This window comes from Aeromonas sp. QDB20 (assembly GCF_027707805.1).
In the GTDB taxonomy this organism is placed as follows: Bacteria; Pseudomonadota; Gammaproteobacteria; order Enterobacterales; family Aeromonadaceae; genus Aeromonas; species Aeromonas dhakensis.
The window spans coordinates 321,086-341,495 of record NZ_JAPCJC010000001.1; the positions used below are offsets into that span (position 1 = coordinate 321,086).

The 20,410-nt window shown below is 63.3% G+C and carries 16 protein-coding genes; 4 read left to right on the forward strand and 12 right to left on the reverse strand.

Features of this window, described 5'->3' with window-relative positions:
* Positions 1-70 precede the first annotated feature (70 nt).
* On the reverse strand, positions 71-616 hold the full coding sequence (locus PG897_RS01370; protein ID WP_010633922.1) for a glycine zipper 2TM domain-containing protein: 546 nt from the start codon (positions 614-616) through the stop codon (positions 71-73).
* Between the two features lie 504 nt (positions 617-1,120).
* On the opposite strand from PG897_RS01370, the gene PG897_RS01375 reads away from it, so the two are divergent.
* Positions 1,121-1,309, forward strand: coding sequence for a hypothetical protein (locus tag PG897_RS01375; RefSeq protein WP_017764436.1), 189 nt, complete (start codon positions 1,121-1,123; stop codon positions 1,307-1,309).
* A 58-nt stretch (positions 1,310-1,367) separates the two neighbouring features.
* Here PG897_RS01375 and PG897_RS01380 read toward each other — a convergent pair whose 3' ends face one another.
* Positions 1,368-2,894: a YfcC family protein gene (locus tag PG897_RS01380; protein ID WP_201883578.1), complete on the reverse strand. Its 1,527-nt coding sequence runs from the start codon at positions 2,892-2,894 to the stop codon at positions 1,368-1,370.
* Between the two features lie 635 nt (positions 2,895-3,529).
* On the opposite strand from PG897_RS01380, the gene PG897_RS01385 reads away from it, so the two are divergent.
* The 3 genes from PG897_RS01385 (at position 3,530) to PG897_RS01395 (ending at position 6,431) form a co-directional block, all read left to right on the forward strand.
* On the forward strand, positions 3,530-5,152 hold the full coding sequence (locus PG897_RS01385) for an acyl-CoA synthetase (protein WP_201880645.1): 1,623 nt from the start codon (positions 3,530-3,532) through the stop codon (positions 5,150-5,152).
* 193 nt (positions 5,153-5,345) lie between these two features.
* On the forward strand, positions 5,346-6,044 hold the full coding sequence (locus PG897_RS01390; protein WP_201880787.1) for a helix-turn-helix transcriptional regulator: 699 nt from the start codon (positions 5,346-5,348) through the stop codon (positions 6,042-6,044).
* Positions 6,045-6,110: 66 nt separating this feature from the next.
* Positions 6,111-6,431, forward strand: a complete 321-nt coding sequence (locus PG897_RS01395; protein WP_201880643.1) for a hypothetical protein — start codon at positions 6,111-6,113, stop codon at positions 6,429-6,431.
* A 91-nt stretch (positions 6,432-6,522) separates the two neighbouring features.
* On the opposite strand, the gene hisIE is transcribed toward PG897_RS01395, so the two are convergent.
* From hisIE to hisD, 10 genes are all read right to left on the reverse strand, one after another.
* Positions 6,523-7,158 carry a bifunctional phosphoribosyl-AMP cyclohydrolase/phosphoribosyl-ATP diphosphatase HisIE gene (hisIE, locus tag PG897_RS01400; RefSeq protein WP_201880640.1) on the reverse strand — a complete coding sequence of 212 codons (636 nt, stop codon included), beginning with the start codon at positions 7,156-7,158 and terminating at the stop codon, positions 6,523-6,525.
* Positions 7,151-7,924, reverse strand: a complete 774-nt coding sequence (hisF, locus tag PG897_RS01405) for an imidazole glycerol phosphate synthase subunit HisF (RefSeq protein ID WP_011706044.1) — start codon at positions 7,922-7,924, stop codon at positions 7,151-7,153. Before hisF ends, hisIE begins: the two co-directional genes overlap by 8 nt.
* 180 nt (positions 7,925-8,104) lie before the next feature.
* Positions 8,105-12,076 carry a PAS domain S-box protein gene (locus PG897_RS01410; protein ID WP_270828704.1) on the reverse strand — a complete coding sequence of 1,324 codons (3,972 nt, stop codon included), beginning with the start codon at positions 12,074-12,076 and terminating at the stop codon, positions 8,105-8,107.
* The gene (locus tag PG897_RS01415; RefSeq protein ID WP_201880636.1) at positions 12,073-14,226 is read right to left on the reverse strand and encodes a PAS domain-containing protein; all 2,154 of its coding nucleotides are present in this window, start codon (positions 14,224-14,226) and stop codon (positions 12,073-12,075) included. Before PG897_RS01415 ends, PG897_RS01410 begins: the two co-directional genes overlap by 4 nt.
* A complete protein-coding gene (locus PG897_RS01420; RefSeq protein ID WP_010633932.1) occupies positions 14,219-15,328 on the reverse strand; it encodes a response regulator in 1,110 nt (369 codons plus the stop codon). Before PG897_RS01420 ends, PG897_RS01415 begins: the two co-directional genes overlap by 8 nt.
* A gap of 151 nt (positions 15,329-15,479) precedes the next feature.
* A complete protein-coding gene (hisA, locus tag PG897_RS01425) occupies positions 15,480-16,229 on the reverse strand; it encodes a 1-(5-phosphoribosyl)-5-[(5-phosphoribosylamino)methylideneamino]imidazole-4-carboxamide isomerase (protein WP_201880631.1) in 750 nt (249 codons plus the stop codon).
* Positions 16,230-16,234: 5 nt separating this feature from the next.
* Positions 16,235-16,864, reverse strand: coding sequence for an imidazole glycerol phosphate synthase subunit HisH (gene hisH, locus PG897_RS01430; protein WP_017784289.1), 630 nt, complete (start codon positions 16,862-16,864; stop codon positions 16,235-16,237).
* Complete coding sequence (gene hisB / locus PG897_RS01435) at positions 16,864-17,994, reverse strand: bifunctional histidinol-phosphatase/imidazoleglycerol-phosphate dehydratase HisB (protein ID WP_201880628.1); 1,131 nt, start codon at positions 17,992-17,994, stop codon at positions 16,864-16,866. The genes hisH and hisB overlap by 1 nt, the downstream gene beginning before the upstream one ends.
* 15 nt (positions 17,995-18,009) lie before the next feature.
* The gene (hisC, locus tag PG897_RS01440; RefSeq protein WP_201880625.1) at positions 18,010-19,080 is read right to left on the reverse strand and encodes a histidinol-phosphate transaminase; all 1,071 of its coding nucleotides are present in this window, start codon (positions 19,078-19,080) and stop codon (positions 18,010-18,012) included.
* The gene (gene hisD / locus PG897_RS01445; protein ID WP_201880622.1) at positions 19,077-20,402 is read right to left on the reverse strand and encodes a histidinol dehydrogenase; all 1,326 of its coding nucleotides are present in this window, start codon (positions 20,400-20,402) and stop codon (positions 19,077-19,079) included. The genes hisC and hisD overlap by 4 nt, the downstream gene beginning before the upstream one ends.
* Positions 20,403-20,410 lie beyond the last annotated feature (8 nt).

Here is a 20,410-nt window from a genome sequence, read left to right on the forward strand (position 1 = left end):
CAGGCCAAAGTGCCGAAAACAACGAGGCCCATCACCAGGATGGGCCTCTGAGCTGGACCAGCTGACGGGATCAGCTGCCGCTCTGGGAGCCGTCGATCACCAGCTTGCCATCCTTGACCGGGATGGTGGCGCCGGGGGCCTTGTTCATGCGGATCACCCCTTCCTGACCGGCGAGGCGGTAGGTGACGTCATAGCCCAGGGTGCGGGTGCTGCTCTCCTGCACCGTCTTGCAGCGCTGCTCGGTGGTGGTGTAGGTATCACCGGCCTGCATGTTGCCCTGCACCTGGTTGCCGGCATAGCCGCCTGCCACGGCGCCGGCGGCGGTCGCCACCTTCTTGCCGTTGCCGCCACCGAACTGGTTGCCGAGCACGCCGCCCAGCGCCGCACCGACCACGGTACCCAGGATCTTGTGCTCGTCCTGTACCGGTTTGCGGTGGGTCACGGTGACGTTGCGACACTCCTGACGGGGGGTCTTGATGGTCTCGGTCACCGCTTTGCTGGCCAGCACTTCGGCGAACTGAGGCTGTGATGAAAACAGGGATCCGCTGGCGGCGGCTGACAAGGCCAGCGCAGAGGCCACACCGATCCCGACTCCTGCCAACATGGATTTGTTCATTTTCTCTTCTCCTCAAATGCATCACGGGATGCGTCTCTTGCTTGCGCTCATCTTGGCACAAGGGCAAGGAGGCACAAGGCAAAGCCCGTGCGGGCACGACAGCCCCTGACTGCACCGAAAAGTGCCTCGCCAAAAAGGTGTCGGGCTTTGGCGACAAAGGGCGGCTGAAGGGAGCAAAAGCGATCTGCGAATGGCATTTTGCGATTCAGCTGGGCCTATTTTCCCATTTTGCGCCAATCTCCTGCCACCGCCGGCTGGCGCAGTGGCAAACAAGGGGGGCCTTGCCGCCAACAAGGACCAGTCAGGGGGCACCAACCGCTTGATAAATCACTGTTGCCGGGAGAATTGGCGGCCGATAACAGATCACGGCAAGCATTATGCTTGCTCTGTTGGCAGAGAGGATCAATCGCGCGTCTCTGGCGGCCCGCAGCAATGTGAGCCGGCAGGCGCCACCCGCAGTCAGGCCAGATCGGCTGCGGTCATCCGGTCAGCAAGGGGGTTCATATGTCGATGCTGCCAAGATGGATACAACCGGCCGTGCAGGCCGGCATCATCACCCGGGAACAAGCCCAGCGGCTGCTGGACTCCCTCTATCAACCCCTCTGCGAGACGGCGCAGGAGCTGCCCGCCGACCTTGCCGACATCAGCCTCAAGCTCTTCTGTTTTCGCCAGCAGCACAGGGTGCGCCACTAGGCCCCGGATCTACGGCTTGGATAAGGTATGACCCCCGCCGGGGCGGGGGCCATCTGCCCTAGATCATCATCACCTGCGCCACCAGCATCAGGGCGCCGAAACCCAGCACAAAGCCCACCATGGGCAGCACGAACCTGACCCACTGGTTGAACTGGATGCCGAGCATCTGCAGGGTGACCAGCACCAGCCCGGTGGGGGCCAGGAACAGCATGGCGTATTGGCCCCAGTTGTAGGCCGACACCACGATATAGCGCGGGATCATCACGGTATCCGCCAGCGGCGCCATGATAGGCATGGAGAGCACCGCCAGCCCCGAGGAGGAGGGCACCACCAGCCCCAACAGGGTGAACACCAGCATCTGGGCCACCGTGAACACGGCGCCGTGCATGCCGGCCACCAGACTGGAGGCGTAGGCCAGGATGGTGTCCGAGATCATCCCCTGATCCAGCACCAGATTGACCCCCCGCGCCAGCCCGATGATGAGCGAGACGGCCACCAGTTCTGAGGCCCCCTGGGTGAAGGCCTCGACTGCCTCTTTCTCCTTGAGCCCAGAGATAAGGATGATGACGATGGCGACGGCAAGGAAGGAGGCCGCCATCTGCGGGAACCACCAGCCAGCCATGGAGACGCCCCACACCATCAGGGGGAAGGCGAGGATGAACAGGGTCAGGATGATCTTGCGGCGCAGGGTGAAGGGAACCCCTTCATCGAGGGTGCCCTCTTTCAGGAAGCGGGCCCGAAAGCTCTCTCTGTCTTCATAGGTGTAGGAGAAGGCCGGGTTGGCCTTGATCTTCTTGCAGTACCAGTAGAGATAACCGATCACCACCAGGGTGCCCACCAGACAGCCGACGGCGCGAACGCTCAGCCCCTCGGTAAAGGGGATGCCGGCGGCGTTGGAGGCGATCACCACCGAGAAGGGGTTGATGGTGGAGAAGGTGGTGCCCATGGAGGCGGCAAGGAAGATGGCCCCGACGCAGACGATGGCGTCATAGCCGAGCGCCAGAAAGATGGGCACCAGGATGGGGTAGAAGGCGACGGCCTCCTCCTCCAGTCCGCAGGTGGTGCCCCCCAATGCCATGACGAAGCAGACCAGCGCCACAAACAGGAACTCGTTGCCCCGGGTCTTGCGCGACAGCGCCACCAGCCCGGCACTGAAGGCGCCGGTCTTGTTGATGACGCCGATAAGCCCGCCCAGCACCAGGATGAAGACGATGATGTCGGCCCCCTCTATGGTGCCCTTGACCATGCTCACCGCCACGTCGGAGAGTCCCTTCGGCGCCTGGGCCAGCCGCTCATAGGTACCGGGGATGGCGATGGGCTTGCGGATGGTGCCGTTGACGAACTGCTCCACCCCGATATTGATGTCGAGTCTGGTCAGCTCATCCTGAGTGGCAGGCACGCGCCGGGTTTCCCCTTGCGGCGTGTTGATGGTCAGCATATGGCTGGCGGCATTATAAGAGAGCTTGGCATAGGCGCCTGCCGGAATTATCCAGGTGAGGGCGATGGCCAACAACATGATCAAAAACAAGATGGTAAACGCGGTGGGAAATTGTCTGCGGGTCTGGGTATTCGGCTCGGCACACATAAAATGCTCCTCGATAAAGCAGGTTCGGGCTCGGCGGAATATCGGGTCGATAGGGTTCCTTCGTCATGCAGCGGGAGTGTGCAAACTCACTGGTTGTAGCGCATCGTATGGCGAGAAATCTGGCCTGATATTGAACATCCGGTAGATTATTTCACCAAGAAACCATAACCCGTTGAGGTGAAGCATGAACAGCGCTGCGGGTCTGCTTTATGGAAGCCGTCACAAAATATATTTCATGAGGAATCTGTCATTAATTTATTGGCAAAAAACCGATGTGCTTGCTTATGCCATAAATATCCAGCTGGCAGTGTTTTGAAATATATCGATATCGGCAAGCCTGCAACCTGATATGGCCAGCTTGCATGCAAGCATCAGCATATTCATTATTTGCCGGGTTTTATGCCGAGGATATTGGCCGTCGAGATTTGTCGCTGAAAAAACAGGCATCAGCATGCAGCTTAGTCAGATTCGCGTTGCCGGCGCAGCGCCTCTAAGACGTTTTGCTAATACCTGTGGCCATCGCCTCGCGCTAGGCTGTGATCCCCGATACGAGCACCCTCTGGCAGGACGCCAGACGATGGTTGCCGGCGCTCCCGGGAGCGCACCGCTTTTGCTACCTGCGAGGAAGGAACCCGATGACAGAGCAGAACATCTATCAGCGCGATCTGGAAAAAAATCCCGCCAATTATGAGGCGCTAACCCCCATCAGCTTTCTGGGACGGGCCGCCCGGGTCTATCCCGACTATCCGGCGCTGATCCATGGCCCCCTGCGCCAAAGCTGGGCCCAGACCGAGCGACGCTGCCGCCAGTTGGCCTCGGCCCTTCGCCGCCATGGCATCGGCGAGGGGGATACCGTCTCCATCGTCGCCCCCAATACCCCGGCCATGTTCGAGGCTCATTTCGGGGTGCCCATGAGCGGCGCCGTGCTCAACACCATCAACACCCGGCTCGATGCCGAGTCGATGGCCTTTATCTTCCAGCATGCCCAGAGCAAGGTGGTGCTGGTGGACCGGGAGTTCGGTGCCGTGGTGCGCAAAGCGCTGGCATTGATTGAACTCGTGCCGCTCCTCATCGCCATCGACGATCCCCTCTACCGGGAGGGGGAACTGGTCGGTGACCTCGACTATGAGGCGTTTCTTGCCGAGGGCAATGGGGATGAGCCCGGCTGGCTGCCACAAGATGAGTGGCAGGCGATCTCCCTTAACTACACCTCCGGCACCACCGGCAACCCCAAGGGGGTGGTCTATCACCATCGCGGCGCCCACCTCAATGCGGTCAACAACGTGCTCTCCTGGGAGCTGCCCAAGCACAGCGTCTATCTCTGGACCCTGCCGATGTTTCACTGCAACGGCTGGTGCTTCCCCTGGACCCTGGCGGCCACGGCCGGGGTGAGCGTCTGCCTGCGCCATGTGCAGGCGGCGGCCATCTATGAGGCGCTGCACGAGCACAAGGTGACCCATTTTTGCGCCGCCCCCATCGTACTCAACATGCTCAACAACGCCGATCCGGCCCTCAAACGCGGGCTCGACCACCCCATCAAGGCTATGACCGCCGGGGCGGCGCCCCCCGCCACCGTGATCGCCGGCATGGAGGCGATGGGGATCGCCGTGACCCACGTCTATGGCCTCACCGAAACCTATGGCCCCTGCGTGCTGTGCGAGCCGCAAAGAAGCTGGCAGGGGCAAGATGCCACCACGCTGTCGCGTCTGAAGGCGCGCCAGGGGGTAGCCTCACCATTGCAGGGAGAGATGCGGGTCATCAATCCGGTCAGCGGCGAGCCGGTCCCCCTGGATGGCAAGACCATGGGCGAAATCGTGCTGCGTGGCAATGTGGTGATGAAGGGCTATCTCAAGAACCCCTCCGCCAGCGCCGAGGCGATGGCGGAGGGGTGGTTTCGCAGCGGCGATCTGGCGGTGTGGCACCCGGACGGCTACGTGGAGATCAAGGACAGATCCAAGGACATCATCATCTCCGGCGGGGAGAACATCTCCAGTCTGGAGGTGGAGGACGTGCTCTATCGCCACCCCGATGTGGACGAGGTGGCAGTGATCGCCATGCCGGACGAGAAGTGGGGGGAGGTGCCCTGCGCCTTCGTCAAACTCAAGGAGGGGCGCGAACTCAGCCAAGCCGAGCTGATTGCGTTTTGTCGCGAGCAGATGGCCCACTTCAAGGCGCCCAAGCGCATCATCTTTACCCCACTGCCGAAAACCTCCACCGGCAAGGTGCAGAAATTTATGCTGCGCCAGCAGCTGGGGTGACTCTGACGAGAGCGCCAAGTCAATCAACGGGCCTGCGGGCCCGTTTTTCTTTGCGAGATGCAGGAAGCAAGGTTTCGATGGTAGCGGTTGCCAGCCAACAATACGTGCCTTTCGGGCCCATCCGGGCTTACCATGCCTGCCATATCCCGCCAGCCTGAGGATGCCCGTGAGAAAATCGGATCGACTGTTTCAATTGACCAACCTGCTGCGGGCTCACCAGCCTCTGACCGCCCGCGAGCTGGCAACGCGCCTGTGTGTCTCGGAGCGCACCATCTACCGCTATATGGACGATCTCTCTCTGGCTGGCATTCCCGTTTATGGTGAAGCCGGGCTGGGCTATCGGCTGAGCGAGGGGTTCGAGATGGCCCCCTTGCAGTTGAGCGCAGCCGAGCTGGAGGCCCTTATCACCGGGGTGAACCTGGTGGCGGTGCTGACCGGCAAGGGGATGGCCGATCCGGCCCGCTCCCTGCTCGCCAAGATAGAGGCGGCGCTGCCGGCACAGGGCATTCAGATGGACTGCAACCCCGTGGTGCGGGTACCGGACTATCGCACGGCGCATCCGGTATACGCCCGCTGGGATCAGTTGCACGAGGCCATCACCGCCGGCCGCTGGCTGGAAATAGGTTATCAGGATGCCAGAGCCTGCAAGACGGGCCGCCACATCTATCCCCTCGGACTCTTTTACTGGGGCGGATGCTGGACGCTCGGCGCCTGGTGTGCGCTGCGTCAGGCCTACCGGGATTTCAGGGTGGATCGCATCGATACCCTGGCACAGTGCCGTCAGGGGGAAGGGGCGCCCCCTGGCGTGACCCTGGCCGATTACCTCACCCTGCGACAGTCGGACGAGTTCACCCATGCGCGCAGTGGTGCCGAAACGGCAATTCAGGACTGACACAAGGCTGTCAGTAGCCCTTCGTTATGCTGTTTTCTCCAGACCATCCACAACGGAGAGAACAAGATGATCATCAAGGGCGACATGCAAGGGGCAGGGGGCGTCGAGTTTGCCACTTTCAGGCTCAAGGAGGGGGTGACGGAGGCGGATTTGCTTGCCCTGGCACACAGGGTCGAGTCCGAATTTCTTGTCCAGCAGTCCGAGCTCATTGTGCACTGCCTGCTGCGTGGCGCCGACGGCCTCTATGCTGACCTGGTGATGGCCCCCAGCCAGTCACTGGTCGAAGCCTATTGCCAGCAGTGGTTGCACAATGCCGTGGCAGGGGAGTACCTGACTCTGCTGGAGCCTGACTCGGTGAGCATGAGCTTCTGGACCCGTATCGGCTGAAAGAGTGTGCGGTCTGCCGGCTCTCGTGCCGGTGCTGGCCATTAAATGAAACGGGCCCATCAGGGCCCGTTTGTGCTTCACCGGCTGGTCATCACTTGGTGTGGCGCTCATACAGCCGCTGCACCACATCCTTCAAACCTAGTCCCTCGTTTTGCAGCAAGACGGTCAGGTGGTAGAGCAGATCGGCGGATTCGTTGATAAGTTCCTCCCGATCCTTGGCCATGGCGGCCAGCGCCACTTCGACACCCTCTTCACCCACCTTCTGGGCGATGCGCTTGGTGCCCTTGCCATAGAGGCTGGCGGTGTAGCTGGTGGCCGGATCCGCGCCTTTGCGTGCGGCCAGGATCTGCTCGAGCTCGGCCAGGAAGCCGAGCGGTGGCACGGGGTGGCCGTCGAAGCAGGAGGGATTGTCCAGATGGCAGGTGGGGCCGACGGGGTTGGCGGCGATCAGCAGGGAGTCCTGATCGCAGTCGGTGGTGATGGCGACCAGCTGGAGCACATGGCCCGAGCTCTCCCCCTTGGTCCAGAGGCGCTGCTTGCTGCGGCTGAAGAAGGTGACCTGGCCAGTCGCCAAGGTTTTATCCAGGGCTTCCCGGGTCATGAATCCCTGCATCAGCACCTCGCCGCTGGCGGCATGCTGGACGATGGCGGGGATCATGCCGTCACATTTCGCCCAGTCCAGGCGCTCAGCCAGCGATGCGTCGTTGTTTACTGCTTGATTATTCACGGATGGCGACTCCTTCGGTTTTCAGCCAGCGTTTCAGTTCGGGAATGGGGATAAGGCCTTTGTGGAACACGGAGGCGGCCAGCGCACCGTCCACGTCGGCGAGGGTGAAGGCATCGCGAAAGTGCTCCATGGCACCGGCGCCGCCGGAGGCGATGAGCGGCACCTTGCAGACGGCCCGCACCAGCTTGAGCTGCTCGAGATCATAGCCCTGGCGCATGCCGTCCTGGTTCATCACGTTCAGCACGATTTCACCAGCGCCACGCTTTTGCGCCTCCTCGACCCAGTCGAGGGTATGCCAGGCGGTGGTGCGAGTGCGGCTCTCGTCGCCGGTAAACTGCTTGACCTGATAGTGACCGCTCTGGGCATCAAAATAGGAGTCGATGCCCACCACCACGCACTGCACGCCGAAGCGCTCGGCCAGTCGGGTGATGAGGGTGGGATCGGCCAGCGCCGGGGAGTTGATGGAGACCTTGTCGGCCCCGAATTCCAGGATCTGGCGGGCATCCTCGACACTCTTGATGCCACCGGCGACGCAGAAGGGGATGTCGATGACCTCGGCCACCCGGCTCACCCAGCTCTTGTCCACCACCCGCTCATCGCTCGAGGCGGTGATGTCGTAAAACACCAGCTCGTCGGCCCCCTCGCTGGCGTAGCGGCGGGCCAGCTCGACGATGCCGCCCATCACCTCGTGATTACGAAACTGCACTCCCTTGACCACCACGCCATCTTTGACGTCGAGACAGGGGATAATACGCTTTGACAACATGCTCGTTGCTCCATGTAAAGCACTGTTAAAACTAACGTTGTTGCTAACGGGCCCGAGAGCCCGGTGGCGAGTGAAAAAATGTCAATGGCATGCTTTAACAGCGGGTTCCTGTACGGGAGAAAAGACCGGATCCGGACGGTGTTTTCACGCGGGGGAACACCACTATATGCACGACTTTATTCAGTGATTCAACCCTTTATCTGCCCTGTTGGCCCCCTGGGATCCCATGCTGCCATCGGGCTGGCGTGCCAGTGGTTCCCCATGAGAATCATCCGTTGCCAGCAGTGCCCGCAGAGTGAGCAGGGCCCCATCAAAGTCGAACACCTTGAGCTGACGGGCCAGCGTCTCGCCTTGGGCGCCCAGCGTGAGCATCAGGGGGGCGGCATACTGCTCGAACAGCGGCAGCACGGCGGTGTCGCTTTGCAGCAGCAGATCTTCCATCTGACGCAGCAGCGGTTGTTGCCACTGGCCGCCAAGGGGTGTCGAGGTGGCGGGGACCAGGCGCTCCTCCTCTCCCAGCAGGTTGAGCAGCTCAGAGAGGTGGCGCTCGATGGGCATCATCAGCTCGGCCGGGACCAGGTTTCCTTTGGCAAGGGCCTGCTCCAGCTGCTGACAGAGCGCGGCCAGCTCGACCAGCCCCAGGGTGCTGGCAACCCCGCGCAGGGTGTGAACCAGCCGGGTGGCGGCGGGCTTGTCACCGGTTTGCAGCTGAGCGGCCAGCTGCTGCATGTCCAGACTGTGTTCGCTGGCGAAGTGGCGCAGCAGGGTCACGTACTTGTTCTGGTTGCCCTGCAACACCGCCAGCCCCTGCTGCAGGTCGAGCCCGGGCACCCCTTGCAGGCGGGCGAGGGGGCCGATCAGCAGATCGTTGGCCCGGCGTTGATAAGCGGGTTTGGCGGCTGAGCTGTTAAGCAACCACTGTTGCAGCGCTGCAAACAGGCGGGTCGGGGTGACCGGTTTGGCGATGAAGTCGTTCATGCCGGCGGACTCGCAGGCCCTTCTGTCCTCTTCGAAGGCACTGGCGGTAAGCGCCAGAATGGGCACCTTATCCCAACCCGGCAGCGCCCGGATGGCGCGGGTGGCGCTGTAGCCATCCATCAGCGGCATCTGTATGTCCATCAGGATAAGATCGAAGGGGTGCTGACTGACGCGCTCCAGCGCCTCATGGCCGTTCACCGCCGTCTCTATGACCAGGCCGCTGTTGCCGAGCAGCTCCAGCACCACCTCGCGGTTGATGGCGTTGTCCTCCACCAGCAGCACCCTGGCATGGTTGGCGAAAAAGAGAGCCTGCTGCACCGTCTGCTCCAGCCGGGCGGGCTGTTGCGGCTCGCCCTGGCCTGCCGAGAGGCGGGCGGTAAACCAGAAACAGCTGCCCTTGCCGAGGGTGCTGCTGACCCCCACATCCCCGCCCATCAGGGTGGCGAGCCGGCTGGTGATGGCGAGCCCCAGCCCGGTGCCGCCATATTTGCGGGTGGTGGAGACGTCCGCCTGCTCGAAGGCCTGGAACAGCTTCTCGGTCTGTTCCGGGCTGATGCCGATTCCTGTGTCCTCCACCTCAAAACGCAGCAGATAGTCGCTGCCAAGCTGGCGCTCCGGTCGTACCCGCAGGGTGACCGAGCCCTGCTCGGTGAACTTGATGGCGTTGGCCGTGTAGTTGAGCAGCGCCTGGCGCAAACGGGTGATGTCGCCATGCACCCAGGCCGGGGTGTCGCCGATGTCGACTATGATGGTGAGCCCCTTGGCGCGGGCCTGCTCGCTCATCAGGGCGCTGACGTTGTCCAGCATGGCGGTGAGGGAGAAGTCGCTCTGCTCCAGCGCCATCTTGCCGGCATCGATTTTGGAGAGATCCAGAATGTCGTTGATGATGGTGAGCAGATGCTGGGCGGCGTTGTCGATCTTCTCCAGCCGCTCCTGCTGGGTGTGATCCGGCGTGTCGCGCTTGAGCAGATAGGTGAGCCCCAGAATGGCGTTCATGGGGGTGCGGATCTCGTGGCTCATGTTGGCCAGAAACGCACTCTTGGCGCGGTTGGCGCTCTCTGCCCGCTGATGGGCCTGGGCCAGTTGCAGGGTGCGCTCGTCAACCATCTCCTCCAGGTGATAGCGGTATTGATCCAGCTCCTCGCCGAGCTGCTTCTTCTCGGTGATGTCGGCCTGTACCGTCACGTAGTGGGTCACTACCCCGTTCTCCTGGCGGATGGGGGAGACGGTGGCCAGCACATGATAGTGGGAGCCGTCCTTGCGTTTGTTGATGAACTCGCCGTGCCAGCGCTGGCCGCGTTTGATGGCGTCCCACAGGGCGATATAGGTGGCCCTGGGGGTGAGGCCGGAGCGCAGCAGGGTCGGGGTCTGGCCGATCACTTCGCTCTGCTGGTAGCCGCTGGTGGTCAGGAAGGCGACGTTGACATACTCGATGCGGGCATGGGTATCGGTGATGAAGACGCCGTCCGGACTCTGCTCCAGCGCGAGCGACAGCTGGCGCAGCTGCTGCTCGGCCAGTTTGCGCTCTGTGATGTCCAGATGGATGCCGAGCAGGCGCAGCGGGCGCTGCTGGGCATCCCGATAGACGCTGCCCTTGCTGCTGAGCCAGCGCACCTCGCCGTTGGGCAGCAGGATCCGGAACTCGAGCTCCACCGGCTTGCCGCCGGCGGGGAGATCTGCCAGCAGCTTGTCGATCCGTGGCTTGTCGTCCGGATGCAGGCAGCGCTGCCAGGTGTGGATCTCGCTGAGTTGCTCGGCGCTGCGGCCATAGAGGCGGGCGCACTCGGGGGAGAAGTAGAGGCGACCGCTCTGGATGTTCCACTCCCAGATCCCGATGTGCGCCCCCTCCTGGGCCAGCAGCAACCGCTGTTCACTCTCGCGCAGGGCGCTGCTGGTGGTCTCGGCGCGGATGCGGGCGCTGATGGCGTCATCCATCAGATTGAGCGCCGCCAGTCGGGCGCGGCGCTGGGTATCGAGCGCTATCTGCTGGTTGTGCAGCAACTGCTGCTCGGCCAGCTTGCGCTCCGTGATGTCCTGTACCGTGCCGTAAAGCTCGACTATGGTCCCCTCGCTGTCTCGAAGTGCCGCCCCCCGGGCGATGATCCAGGCGGGGTCGCCATGTTCGTGATACACCTCGGCATCGCACTCGTAGGGTTGACCATCCTGCAGGCAGCGTTCGACCGACTGGGCAATGGTTCGCCACCCCTCCTGGGTGAAATACTTCTTCACTTCGGGGTAGATGGCAGGGGGCAGGGAGGGATCGCGGCCATAGATGCGGTAGATCTCCGGCGACCAGAAGTGGCTGTCATCGGCGATGTGCCAGCGCCAGTTGCCGATCTTGGCCAGGTGCTGGGATTCACGCAGGATCCCCTCGTTGCGGCGCAGGGCCTCCTCCGCCTCCTTGCGCTGCTGGTTGTCCTCGATCACCGAGATGAAGTAGTCGGGCTCCCCCTTGAGATTTTTGACCAGCGCCACCGTCAGGGTGATCCAGAGGATCTCTCCCCCCTTGCGCAGGTAGCGCTTCTCCAGGGTGTACTGCTGGCGTTCGCCGGCCAGCATCTGGGTCACATAGGTCTGGTCGATGAAGAGATCGTCCGGGTGGGTGATCTGCTGAAAGGTCATCCCCATCAGCTCGTCGGCCTGATAGCCCACCATGTCGCACAGCCGCTGGTTGACCCGCAACCACTTGCCGTCGGGGGCGACCAGGGCAATGCCGACCGCGGCCTGTTCGAAGGTGGCCTGGAAGCGGGTTTCACTCTGTTGCAGACGGGACTGGATGCTGGCCAGCTCTTGCCAACGCTGGGTCTCCCGGCTGCGGGAGTTGTGCACCGCGGCGCTCAGCAGGCTGATGAGGATGCCGTTGACCTCCAGAATGCCCCACTGCACCAGATCCTGGCCGGAGCCGATGCGCAGCTCGTGGACCGGGAGCAACACGAAGTAGGCCGTGAGCAGGCCGCTCATCAGAGTGCAGAGCAGACCGGGCAACAGCCCCCCCAGCAGGGCACAGACGATGATGGGCAGCATGAACAGCACCAGCAGGGGGCGCTCGCCAAAGGCAATCGGCAGCTGGACCCGGATCTGCAGCATCAGGACGGGCAGCAGCAGTGCCAGCAGGCAGACGCCCCAGCGCTGTTTGGTGGGGCGAAGATGCCACAGCGAAGACCAGTTCATCATAGGGACTCTTCCGGTGGAGTGGGGGCCTGCGGGTAGGGGGGCTGCTCTCCGAGCTGGAGCGACAACTCATTGATCTTGTGCTTGAGGGCCAGCATGGCGAGCTCCCTGTCCACCATCACCTTGTTGAACCGCTCCAGCTCGTTGTTTTGCTGGCGCAGTTCGCTCGCCTGGCGGGTCAGGGCCTGTTCGACCTGCTCCCGCTCCGTGATGTCCAGCAAGAGGCCGAGTACTGCGGGCTGGCCACGGTAGTCGACACGCCGGCCGTACAGCTCCATCTCGATGTTCTGGTGATCGTGATGCAGGGCGGTGAAGCGGGTGTGGATCTCGCTGTCTTCCTGCTCGCAGCGCTGCAGCTGTTCGGCCACTCTGGCGCTGTCCTTGGCACTGGCCAGGGCTGGCAGGGAGCCAATCTTCAGCAGTGCCGCAGTCGAACCGTAGCCGAACAGGCGGGCAAAACCGGGGTTGATGTAGCAGAGTTGACCCTGCTGGATGATGTAGATGCCGGCCAGGGATTGCTCCACCAGGGCGCGGAACAGCCCTTCACGCTCGCGCAGGCCCGCTTCGGCCCGCTTGAAGTCGGTGATGTCGCGAGAGATGCCAAAGATACCGATCACCTCGCCATCGCTGCCCTGCAGCGGCCCCTTGGTGGCGAGAAACACCCGCTCGCCGCCTGGCAGGGTCAGAAACTCCTCCTGGGTCTGCACCCGGTTGCTGGCAATCACCTGGCGGCCAATCTCCATCAGCATGCGCGCCTGATCGGGGGGAAAGATGGCCGTGTCATCCTGGCCCAGCATCTCGCTGGCCGACTTGCCGACGAACTGGCTGGCGGCGCGGTTGAACAGGATGTACTTGCCCTCCAGATCCTTGGCGAAGATGGCGTCTTCCGAGCTGTCGGCGATGGCGGAGAGCAACTGCAGCGCCTGCAGCCGGCCGGCCTGGGACTGGCGAACCTGCTCGGCCATCTGCAGCCGGGTGTGCTGGCGCAGCAGTACGATGCCCGCATTGGTAATGAAGAGGGCAAGCAGGCCGATGAGCCCGATCCAGATGCTCTCTTTCAATACCGCGCGGTTGAGCTCCGCCTCGTCTATCTTGGCCAGCAGGTACCAGTCGGTGCCCAGCACCGGACGGGCGGTGCCAAACACCGGCACGTTGCGATAGTCCCGGCCAAAGAAGATCGCTTTGTCCTGGGCGTCGTGATCATGGCGCAGGTACTGGGCCGCCAGCAGCTCCTTGCTGCTGGCCGGCAACTGCAGGGTGAGGGCCGAGTCCGGACGATAGCGGACGTCATTGATGAACTGGATCTGCTCGCCGTTGCGGCGAAACAGCAGGGCTTCGCCGCTGCTGTCCGGCACCGGCCAGGTCTTGAGAATGCTGTTGAGGGGATCGCTGCTGCTGATCTGCAGCACGATCAGGGGGGGCTTGCCGTCGGTCACCGGCAGGGGAGCGATGAAATCGAGCCGGGCATGCCCTTGCTCGTCCAGGTAGGGGCCCACCCGGGTGATACGCCCGGCGCTGACACTGGCCAGGGCATTGCGCAGCGCGGAGTTGAGACCGCTGGCCCCCTGCGTCTGCCACAGCACCTCGCCACTCGGCGCCAGCACGGTGGCGGCGCTGAAACGGCGGATGGAGAGAAACTCATCGAGCCTGGCCATCAGGTCGGCCTGGCCGGCATGGCTGGTCTGGGCTTCGCGATAGAGGGCGCCATAGAGCGGGTTTTCGAGCAGTATGTGGGCGTCGAATTCGCGGGAGTTGAGCCACTCGGTGATGCGCTTGCCTTTGAGGTCGGCGATGGTCTCGAGCCGGGTCGCCTCCTTGTCCTGGGTCAGATTGATGTTCTGGGCGATGGCCATGGCGGTCAGGGCGATGATGAGGCCATTGAACAGCACGAAGGGAAGCAGTTGGCGCCTCGATGGCGTGCTGCTGACGGTGGGCTGATCGATGCGCCGGCGCAGCATGGCGTAGAGCAGGGTGGCGGTGATGACAATGAACAGCCACCCCTTGATGGTACTGGCCAGTGCGAATTGCGCCGGGGTGCTGAACAGCCACTCCACCGCCTTGTCGGAGAGCAGGATCCACAGGCTCGCCACGGCGGCATAGGTGAGCACCACATTGAGTACATGGGCCCGGGTCAAGGGCGGCCGTTCAGCCATGAGGGACCTCGTTGTCGTCCTTGTAGCGCTCGGCGATGGCGATGAACTCGTCGAAGTGGCTGTCAAAGGCGGTCACCACGTCCGGGTCAAAATGCTGGCCGCTGCCGGAGAGGATCAGGGCGCGCGCCTCGTCATAGGGCATGGCCGCCTTGTAGACCCGCACGTTGATGAGGGCGTCGAACACATCCGCCAGCGCCATCAAGCGGGCCGAGAGTGGAATGGCGTCTCCCTTCAGACCGTCCGGATAGCCGCTGCCGTCCCACTTCTCGTGGTGCCAGTGGGCGATCTCCTTGGCCAGGGTGAGAAATACCAGTGGCTGATCAATGTCCCGTTCAGCCTCCTCGATGGCATCGCTGCCGAGCTTGGCGTGGGTGCGCATGATCTGCCACTCCTCGGGCGTCAGCTTGCCCGGTTTTAGCAGGATCTGATCCGGTATGCCCACCTTGCCGATGTCGTGCAGCGGGGCCGAGCGGCTCAGCAGGTCGATGTAGCGGGGGGTCAGGGTCTCGGCAAAGCGGGGATGGGTCGACAGCGCGCTGGCCAGCTGCCTGACATAGCCCTGGGTGCGCAGGATGTGATTGCCGGTTTCGGGATCGCGGATCTCCGCCAGATGGGCGAGGGCGCGGATGGAGACCTGCTGGGTCAGATCATTTTCCGCCATGCGCCGTGCCACTTCGGCTTCCAGCGCGGCATTCTGGTTCTGCAGACCGTCGCGGGCCTGCTTGGCCTCCAGCTGGGTGCGTACCCTGGCCTGGACGATGGCGGGTTTGATGGGTTTGGTGATGTAGTCGGCGGCTCCCAGCGACAGGCCGTACTCTTCGCTCTGGGGATCGGCGAGGGCGGTGAGCAGCACGACCGGGATGCGGCTGGTTTGCCCGTTGAGACGCAACTGCTTGAGCACCTCGTAGCCGTCCATGCCAGGCATCATCACATCCAGCAGGATGAGGTCCGGTGTGATCTTGCCGGTGGCGATGCGCAGGCACTTCTCTCCGCTCTGGGCCGCGAGCACCCGGTAGGTGGAGGAGAGCAGGTCGGTCAGCACCATCAGATTCTCGGGGGAATCGTCGACAATCAGGATGGTGGCGGAGTGAGATGTAAACATGGATCCTCCGTGACGTTGTCTCAGTGAGTTCGAGTATAGAGTCAATTGTTACCAAGTAATAAGGACTTACCCCGATTTACCCCTTGCTGGAGAGAGGCCCGCAGGCGGGCCTTCACCAGTCAACGTCAGGAGGTTGTCTGCTGTGGCGGGATCAGCCGGCGCTGCCGTGGCTGCCCCAGCAGGCGATGGCGTCCCCCACCGAGAACTTGCCCTCCAGCAGGGCGCGACCGAGGATGATCCCCTTGACCCCGGAGCCCTTGAGCGCCTCGATATCCTCGATGCCGCCAATGCCGCCGGAGGCCTGGAAACCGACGCTCGGGTAGCGGGCGCAGAGATCCCGATAGAGTTCGACGTTGGTACCGGCCAGGGTGCCGTCACGGCTGATGTCGGTGCAGAGCACGTGCTTGAGCCCGGCGGGCAGGAAGCGCTCGATCAGTGCCTCTATGGTCACCCCGCTATTCTCCTGCCAGCCGGCTACCGCGATATGGCGATTGCCCTGGGCGTCGATATTGACGTCCAGTGCCAGCACGATGCGCTCGGGGCCGTACTTCTCCATCCAGTTGGCCACCAGATCCGGCGATTTGACGGCGGTGGAGCCGATCACCACCCGGCTGGCGCCGGCGGCCAGCAGGTCCGCCACATCCTGCTCGCTGCGCACGCCACCCCCTACCTGTACCGGTGCCTCGGTGGCCGACAGCAGCTGGGCGATGAGGGGGAGCTGGCGCGCCCTGGCATCCTTGGCACCGTCCAGATCCACCAGGTGCAGCTGCACCGCCCCCTGGGAGACATATTCATCGAAACGGGCCTGCGGGCTGTCGCTGTAGGCGGTCTTCTGGCCGTAGTCGCCCTGATAGAGCCTGACGACTTGGCCGTTAATCAGATCAATGGCTGGGATAATCATCCTTGTTAAAGCTCCAGAAAGTTTTGCAGTAGGCGGGCACCGGCCGCGCCGGAGCGCTCCGGGTGGAATTGGGCGCCGAAGAAGTTGTCACGACCGACAATGGCGGTAAACTGCTGGCCGTAGTCGCAGGTGGCGATGGTGGCGTCGGTCACCTCCAGGGCGTAGGAGTGGACGAAGTAGAAGTAGCTGCCGCTTGGGATCCCCTTGAGCAGCGGGTGGCTCTCGTCGTGCTCCACCTGATTCCAGCCCATGTGAGGCAGGCGCAGGTTGCCCACCTCCATCAGCCGGATCTTGCCAGGGACTATGCCGAGGCAGTCGATCAGCCCGCCCTTGTCTTCGCCCTCACTCATGGTCTCTTCGGAGGCCTCCGCCAGCATCTGCATGCCGAGGCAAAAGCCCAGCAGTGGCTGTTTGGCGGCGCGAATAAGCGGCACCAGATTGCGCTCGTTGAGGTTCTTCATGGCGGCCACGGCGGTGCCGACGCCGGGCAGGATCAGCTTGTCAGCCGCTTCGATGTCGGCCGCCTCGCGGGAGACCCGCGGTTGCACGCCGAGGCGCTCGAACGCCATCCTGACCGAGGCAAGGTTTGCACACCCAGTGTCGATGATGACCAGCTTCTGCTTGTTCACTTCCATCACAGCACCCCCTTGCTGGAGGGGAGTTCGCTCCCTTCCACTCGAATGGCCTGGCGCAGGGCACGGCCAAAGCCCTTGAACAGCGCCTCCACCTGGTGGTGGGTGTTGCCGCTGCCCACCTTCATCTGCAATGTGATGGCCATGGCGTCCGAGAGGGAGCGAAAGAAGTGGGGCACCATCTCGGTGGCCATCTCGCCCACGTTGTCGCGGCCAAAACCGCTCGGGCAGTCGAACACGAAGTAGGGGCGACCGCTCAAATCCAGCGCGGTGGCTACCTCCTGCTCGGTGAGCGGGGTCTCTTCATCCGCACGCGGGCGGCCATCGATCACCGCCTGCACCTCGTCCATCGCCAGCACGAAGCCGAAACGACCGATGCCGCGCTTGTTGCCAAGAGCCTGGCGCAGGGCCTGACCGAGCGCGAGGCCGACATCTTCCACCGTGTGGTGATCGTCGATGTGCAGATCGCCGCTGACCTTGAGCTTGAGCCTGAAACCGGCGTGGGTCGCTATCTGATCCAGCATGTGATCAAAAAAGCCGATGCCGGTTTCAATCTGGTTGCCGCCGCTCTTGTCTAAATCCACAGCCACCTGGATGCGGGTCTCCTTGGTATAGCGCTCCACCTCGGCAACTCGTCCTTTGGAGAGCAGCTGATCACGAATGGCGAGCCAGCCGTGATCTTGCGGGTGGTAGCGAATACCGCCAATGCCCATGTTCTCGGCAAGCTGCAGATCGGTCTGTCTGTCACCAATCACGAAGGAGTTGGCAAAGTCGATGCGACCCGAGGCGAGATACTCCTTGACCAGGCCGAGGTGGGGCTTGCGGCAGCTGCAGCCGTCGGTGGGGAAGTGAGGGCAGATCAGCACCTTTTCCCAGCTCACTCCTTGCGATTCGAACAGGTGCATCATCAGGTCGTGGGGCGGCTGGAAGTTCTCCAGCGGCAGGCTGGCGGTGCCCAGCCCATCCTGGTTGGTCACCATCACCAGCACGTAACCGGCGGCCTGCAGCTCGCGCAGTACCGGGATCACCATGGGTTCGAAGCGCAGCTTGGCGAGGCTGTCCACCTGCTTGTCGGTCACCGGCTCTTCAATCAGGGTGCCGTCGCGGTCGATAAACAAAAACGGGGTCTTCATCGCTACATCCTTGTCTTACAAAGTGGGAGAGGGCAGGTCACGCAGCACGGCCAGCACGGCGTCCATCTCGCCCTGATAGCCAATGGTGACGCGAATGCTGTTATCAAGGCCCGGCTTGCTGGAGAAGTCCCGCAGTATGATGCCGGCGGACTTCATGGCGGCAAAGACGGTGGCGCCATCCACAAAGCGCACCAGTACAAAGTTGCCCTTGTCCTCGAACACTTCCTTCACGCAGGCAAATCCTGCCAGCTCAGCCTTGAAGGCGACCTTTTGCCTGTTGAGCTCCACCACTCGCTCGCGCATCAGCTCGAGCCCCATGGGGGAGAGGGCCTGCGCCGCTATCTGGGCGATAGGCTCGGGAATGGGATAGGGGGCGATCACCTTGGCCAGCATGGCTATCACCTCCGGGTTTGCCAGCGTAAAGCCGCAGCGGATCCCCGCCAGGGCAAAGGCCTTGGAGAGGGTGCGGGTCACCACCAGATTGGGGAAGCGAGCCAGCAGGTCCACCACGGAAGCCTCGGGGCAGAACTCGATATAGGCCTCGTCCACCACCACGATGGCGCGATCCTGCGCCTTCTCCAGCAGGGCGATGAGCCCGTCGCGCCCCACCAGATCCCCGGTGGGGTTGTTGGGGGAGCAGAGAAATACCAGCTTCACGTCGCCGAGGCGATCGGCGATGGCGGGCCAGTCCGGCTGGCGGCTGGCGGTGAGCGGTTGTTCGACGATACCGACACCACAGGTCTCGGCGCTGATGGCGTACATGCCGTAGGTGGGGGGGCAGATGAGGATCTGATCCTGTCCCGCCTCGCAGAAGGTGCGGATCAACAGCTCGATGGCCTCGTCGGCACCGCGGCTCACCAGCACCTGATCGGGATTGACCCCAGCGTAGGCGGCATAGCCGTTCACCACCTCGGTCGGCTGGCACTCGGGGTAGCGGTTGAGGCGGCTCCCCTCGATGGTGAAGGGATAGGCCAGCGGGGCCTCGTTGGCGTTGAGCCAGACGTGGCCCTTGCCGCCGATGCGGCGGGCAGATTGATAGGGGGTGAGGGCCCGCACCACGCGGCGCGCCAGATTGGCAATGCTCATGACAAATCCTTCTGCTGTGCTGTTTGTTGGGGCGCGGCGGCCAGGGCGTTCAACCTCAGGGTGACGGCATTCTTGTGGCCATCAAGCCCCTCGGCCTGGGCGATGCGCTGGACTATGGGACCAAGGCCCTGGATGCCCTCTGCACTCAACTCCTGCACCGTGTAGCGGCGCTGATAGTCGGCGAGGCCAAGGCTCGAGCAGGTGCGGGCATAGCCATAGGTAGGCAGGGTGTGGTTGGTGCCGCTGGCGTAATCGCCGACCGATTCCGGTGTCCATGCCCCGAGGAAGATGGAGCCGGCGTTTTCAAGCCGGTCCAGCAGCTCGCGCGGGGCGCGGGTCTGCACGATCAGGTGCTCCGGCGCGTAGGCGTTGGAGATGGCGCAGGCCTCGGCCAGATCGTCACAGAGGATCACCAGACTGCTGCCGAGTGCTTTAGCTGCGATGTCGCGCCGAGTGAGCTTGGCCAGCTGGCGCTTGATCTCGCCGTTGATGGCGTCGGCCAGCAGCGGTGAGGTGGTCACCAGCACCACCTGGCTGTCGGGGCCGTGCTCGGCCTGGGAGAGCAGATCCGCCGCCACGAAGGCCGGGTTGGCGCTCTCGTCGGCGATCACCAGCACCTCGGAGGGGCCGGCCGGCATGTCGATGGCGGCGCCGCGCCAGTCGCGGGACACCTGGCCCTTGGCTTCGGTCACATAGGCGTTGCCCGGGCCGAAAATCTTGTCCACCTTGGGAATGCTTTCGGTGCCGTAAGCCATGGCGGCGATGGCCTGGGCACCGCCGATGGCGAACACCTTCTCGACCCCGCAGGCGCGAGCGGCAAACAGGATCTCGTCGCTGGCCGGGGACGGGGTGCAGAGCACCACTTCTCGGCAACCGGCGATCGCTGCCGGAATGGCCAGCATCATCACGGTGGAGGGGAGCGGCGCGCTGCCTCCCGGCACGTAGAGGCCGACCCGGCTGATGGGTTGGGTGCGCAGCTCGCACACCACTCCGGGCTGGGTTTCCACCCGTACCACGGGTTGCGCTTGCGCGGCGTGGAAGGTGCGAATGTTGGCGATGGCCGCCTCGATGGCGCCCTTGATGTCGTCATCGAGGCGCTCGCAGGCGGCCTCGATTTCGGCATTGCTTACCTGCAGTTGCTGACGCGGGGCACGTTCGAAACGCTGGCTCAGCTCGCGCAGGGCCTCATCGCCCCGGCTGCGTACCGAGCCGATGATCTCCCGCACCACGGCGCCGATGTCGGCTTCGTCACTCAGGGCGGGCCGGGTCAGCACGTCGGCCTGCTGGGCGGGGGAGAGGGTCTTCCAGATCAGGGTCTGCATGATGTCCC